Source organism: Pseudoalteromonas sp. SR45-5, from assembly GCF_014163565.1.
In the GTDB taxonomy this organism is placed as follows: domain Bacteria; phylum Pseudomonadota; class Gammaproteobacteria; order Enterobacterales; family Alteromonadaceae; genus Pseudoalteromonas; species Pseudoalteromonas distincta.
Genome location: NZ_JACJDN010000419.1, coordinates 1 through 3649 on the forward strand (window position 1 = coordinate 1; position 3649 = coordinate 3649).

At 41.7% G+C, this 3649-nt stretch carries 9 protein-coding genes; all 9 read right to left on the minus strand.

Annotated features, from left to right (window positions below; all coding sequences use genetic code 11):
• Positions 1 to 354: 354 nt before the first annotated feature.
• Positions 355 to 660: a hypothetical protein gene (locus H5072_RS14400; protein ID WP_259395959.1), complete on the minus strand. Its 306-nt coding sequence runs from the start codon at positions 658 to 660 to the stop codon at positions 355 to 357.
• A complete protein-coding gene (locus H5072_RS14405) occupies positions 660 to 1085 on the minus strand; it encodes a Mor transcription activator family protein (protein WP_182693904.1) in 426 nt (141 codons plus the stop codon). The genes H5072_RS14400 and H5072_RS14405 overlap by 1 nt, the downstream gene beginning before the upstream one ends.
• A complete protein-coding gene (locus H5072_RS14410; protein ID WP_182693905.1) occupies positions 1078 to 1545 on the minus strand; it encodes a gp16 family protein in 468 nt (155 codons plus the stop codon). The genes H5072_RS14405 and H5072_RS14410 overlap by 8 nt, the downstream gene beginning before the upstream one ends.
• On the minus strand, positions 1538 to 1717 hold the full coding sequence (locus H5072_RS14415; protein WP_182693906.1) for a hypothetical protein: 180 nt from the start codon (positions 1715 to 1717) through the stop codon (positions 1538 to 1540). The genes H5072_RS14410 and H5072_RS14415 overlap by 8 nt, the downstream gene beginning before the upstream one ends.
• 97 nt (positions 1718 to 1814) lie before the next feature.
• Entirely contained in the window at positions 1815 to 2000 is a 186-nt protein-coding gene (locus tag H5072_RS14420; protein WP_182693907.1) for a hypothetical protein, read from the minus strand.
• A gap of 10 nt (positions 2001 to 2010) precedes the next feature.
• Positions 2011 to 2613, minus strand: a complete 603-nt coding sequence (locus tag H5072_RS14425; protein ID WP_182693908.1) for a DUF3164 family protein — start codon at positions 2611 to 2613, stop codon at positions 2011 to 2013.
• Positions 2614 to 2619: 6 nt separating this feature from the next.
• Positions 2620 to 2826, minus strand: coding sequence for a hypothetical protein (locus H5072_RS14430; protein ID WP_182693909.1), 207 nt, complete (start codon positions 2824 to 2826; stop codon positions 2620 to 2622).
• 2 nt (positions 2827 to 2828) lie between these two features.
• Entirely contained in the window at positions 2829 to 3158 is a 330-nt protein-coding gene (locus tag H5072_RS14435) for a LacI family DNA-binding transcriptional regulator (protein WP_182693910.1), read from the minus strand.
• Positions 3145 to 3649: hypothetical protein (locus tag H5072_RS14440; RefSeq protein WP_182693911.1), on the minus strand; the 505-nt coding region annotated here is incomplete at its 5' end. The genes H5072_RS14440 and H5072_RS14435, both read right to left, overlap by 14 nt.

Sequence of the window (3649 nt, forward strand, 5' to 3'; positions counted from 1 at the left end):
AGGTTACTGAGGTTTTGCTTCATTCGGTGGGCATTATCTGCGAGTACCGTTGCGATATCGCTCAAACCTATTGACACATCATTACTATTGGGGAGGCTTGCAAGCTCTGCAAATAAAGATAAAGTGACTTGAATGTTGTGTAACTCATTTAATGCATGTTCTTTTAATTTGTTATCCATTACCAATTCCATAATAAACATTTACGTAATTATTGAGTAATTCAGCAGTTACGGAAGTACTTCAACGATTTCAGCCTCTAACTTAACTTAAAACGTAAATCGCGCAACTGATCAGGATTAACTACTGTTTATTGACGTAACTCCTTAATTTTAATCTGTAATTCAGTAATACCCTTTAGTAATTCGTTGGTTTATGTATTAACATAAACTCTAAATCGCCTGCTTTTACGCTTTCAAGGGCTGCGGGGGTTTTAGCTATAAGTGGTTCGCCTACTTCATCTATGAATTTGTTTTCGTCTTGCATAACATGCAGCTGTATTTGTATGTCTGTATGTTGCATTTGCAATGTTCCCAGTAGCACGTAGTTGTTTGGATGTTTGCCTTCTAACATATCGACTATCAACGTATCTACGCACTCTACGGCTTCGGCTGCTACGTTAACCGCTTCGCTCATTGGTGCTTTACTCATGGTGTTGCTCATTAAAATAGTCTCCTTTGACGGCGCTCAGTTTCTACACTGCGCTGGTGCTGGATAATTTCAGCTATGCGGCGCTCTGTTAGTTTAAATTTATTGGCAAGTTGTTCGATGTTGTTGCCTTTATATTCTTGCCATATTTGTATATCGCGCAGGGCTGCTTTTAGGCGTTGGTCGGTGGGTATGTAAACATCACGTCCACCAAAGTAATGACCTATTGCCAAAGTTATAGCTTCGCCTACCCCTTGTGGGTTGTTTACGCTGGCTTTGGTTAGCTGCGACTCAATAAGTAGTGCAAGCGATTGTAAGTTGCTAGGCCAACGTTTACGTACTTCGGCTGCATCCTCGGTAGATAGCTTGCTTAGGCAGTCTTGCAGCTGCTCTACACTTTCGCCAAATAGCTCTGATTGTTGTTCTTGTTGGTTAGTCATTATCACCTCTATGTTGCTCTTTATGTAATTCTCGTTTTTGCCACTGCTTAAGTGATTCAAGCACTTTAAGTGCTTGTTGTTGGGTTAAGAAATGAGTATGAAAACTTATATTTTTACCTAGTTTATTACGATTTAGAACGCGATTAATGTAGCTATCTAATGCGGTTTCTGAGCCATCACGCACAAAACCTTGTTTGTGCATGGTGATCCAAATTGCGCGTATTTTGTTTATTTCGCCAAATTGCTTTGGATCAGACTTTGGGCTTAAACGGCGTTTAGCCTTTGTTTTAAACCCTGCTTTTTTAAAGTGTTCTAACACTTTGTTTAGCTCTGGCAAGCTCATTTTGCTGCATGATGTTTTGCCCGCTGCGCCAAGTAGTGCGGCGCGGTAGGTGTCGCCGTCTAGCCCTAGCTGCCCTTTAGCGATGTGAATTAGCTGAATTAACTTTGCTTTAGTCATTTTTAAACTCTTCTAGCTGCGCACGTAGGCTTAAATAGCTTTGACCTATGTCGTTAGCTTCTTGGTCTGTAAATACGCTGGTGTCTACTGCTAGCTTGTGTGAGCACTCTAAAAATTTAACGAGTGCAACAAGCTGCCTTAGTTCTAATGTGGGTTGTATTAATAGGGCCATGTGACCTCCTTTTGTTGCTTTGTTTTTATCAAAGTGCTTTTAGTTTTAGATAAAGCACTTTGATAAAAAGCCGCATCCGTGCGCGCTTTTTGGTTACTTAATTAGGCTTTGTGGTTGTGCCTGTTGGTGTTACTGGATTTACGCTTACCAGTTGGCTTTGCACTACAAAGGTGATGTTTTGAAATACAAAGTTAAGATTTACTGGCTCTTTACTTTGCGCTACCTGGTTAACGATATTTTGTAGCTCGCTGTGTTCACTTACTTGAATTGTTATGCCTTCCATGAATTGCTCCTTACAACTTGGCTATATCAAGTGAGATTGCGTGTTCTTGTTCACCTATGGTTTCGTAAAAACGAATAAAGCGAGTGGAGTCTATGACTTGAATTGCATCGGCTATAATGTCCATGGCACGCTGCCATTTACCTGTATCGTCAGTAATTTTAAGACGACGTAAACCAAGCACTTTTTGCACACTTACTTTGCCTTTTTTATCGGTGGCAAAGGTTTGCTCAATAATAAGTTTAAGATTTTCGTTCGCGCCTTCGCTCCATTCGTTTAAGCATTCGTCTATTAGTTCTTTGGCTACTAGTAGCTCGGGGCCAAGCTCTATGCTTTCTTGTACTTGTAGCGTTACTTTTTGTTGGTGATCAAAACTGCGTAGTGTGACGTTTCCTTTTTTACCGCCCATTTCTACTGCGTACTCTTGAGCTAGTAAGCCAAGGAACGCGTCGAACTCGCTAAACTGTTGTGCTTTAAATTCAGCCAGGGCTTTGCTTTGCTGTTTGGCTTTAGCTATTGCTGTTTGTACAAATTCATGGCGAATTATATCGGCTGGACGAATAGCCTTAACCGGTACTTGATGGCCTTTGTGGTTTGTTAAAAACTCTTGTGGCATGGGGGTTTATCCTTCTATAAACATGATGATTTGACCGTGTAACTTGGCTGGGCGAACTTGGCGGGTTTGCCCGTTTTTAGTTTCCGTTATTACTGGTAAATGTGCTGGGGCTTGGCCTGCTACCTCGATTACATGACAGCTAAAGCCTTTGTGCGAGCTGATTACTTGCAGCCCTCTTTTTTGTAGTTCGATTAGTGTGTTACGTAGTTGCATGGTTATTTACTCCCGCATAGTTTTGAGTTGGAGCAACCATTGCGGCATGCTTTATAAAGAGCGACGCGTATATGATTGGTTGCTGCGAACTTTCTGTTTTGGTGCTCAAGACACTGATTTACTGCTATATCGCCAAGGATTGGGCAATCAACTGTAAATGCCATATAAACACCCTCTACACGCTGCTGTATTACGTGTGTAGAGGCTTTGTATTTATTGTTTAGTACCTGGCTTACAGTTGCTTTGCTCACGCCAAGTTTTTCTGCTACTAGGCGCATTCCTTGCCTTTCAACTTCGTCTTTTAAGACGTGTAACCAGTTATTGGTAATCATGCGCCTCTCCTAATGTTACGGGTGCTATTACATTGGCTTTGCGCTTTACTTCTTTGAACTTTACGAGCTTGTTTAGGTTGGTGTCGTATATGCCTGAGGCCTTTGGTATTGGGCGCATTGGGCCGGTATTTTTAAGCAGTCGATAAATTGTTGCTTCACCCGCACGCTCTATTATTGAGCCTGTACGCGGAGCTGATTTAGCAATAAATACATATCCTGCTTTTTTTAAAATTGAGATATATGATCGGGCCGAGGCTAACGACACATCGGATGTACTGGCTACTTGGCCCGCGTCAAATTCGTTGAGGATTCGCATTGATTGCCACATGCGCTGTCTCCCTGAGTTTTGTTTAGTGGCACCATCATTTATAGGCTGTTCAAACGGGTTATATTGGTCGTTTAAAAGCGAGTATGTGACCTCTTCATGGTCTACATGCTCAGCAAGTGCTTTTGCTATGACTAAGCGTTTAGCAAAGGTTTTTAACTGAGCT

What these genes read in the sequence shown, in the direction of transcription:
- H5072_RS14420 (WP_182693907.1), bottom strand. Translation starts at nt 2,000, where the DNA reads ATGGAAGGCATAACAATTCAAGTAAGTGAACACAGCGAGCTACAAAAT.
- H5072_RS14410 (WP_182693905.1), bottom strand. Translation starts at nt 1,545, where the DNA reads ATGACTAAAGCAAAGTTAATTCAGCTAATTCACATCGCTAAAGGGCAG.
- H5072_RS14415 (WP_182693906.1), bottom strand. Translation starts at nt 1,717, where the DNA reads ATGGCCCTATTAATACAACCCACATTAGAACTAAGGCAGCTTGTTGCA.
- H5072_RS14400 (WP_259395959.1), bottom strand. Translation starts at nt 660, where the DNA reads ATGAGCAACACCATGAGTAAAGCACCAATGAGCGAAGCGGTTAACGTA.
- H5072_RS14425 (WP_182693908.1), bottom strand. Translation starts at nt 2,613, where the DNA reads ATGCCACAAGAGTTTTTAACAAACCACAAAGGCCATCAAGTACCGGTT.
- H5072_RS14405 (WP_182693904.1), bottom strand. Translation starts at nt 1,085, where the DNA reads ATGACTAACCAACAAGAACAACAATCAGAGCTATTTGGCGAAAGTGTA.
- H5072_RS14435 (WP_182693910.1), bottom strand. Translation starts at nt 3,158, where the DNA reads ATGATTACCAATAACTGGTTACACGTCTTAAAAGACGAAGTTGAAAGG.
- H5072_RS14430 (WP_182693909.1), bottom strand. Translation starts at nt 2,826, where the DNA reads ATGCAACTACGTAACACACTAATCGAACTACAAAAAAGAGGGCTGCAA.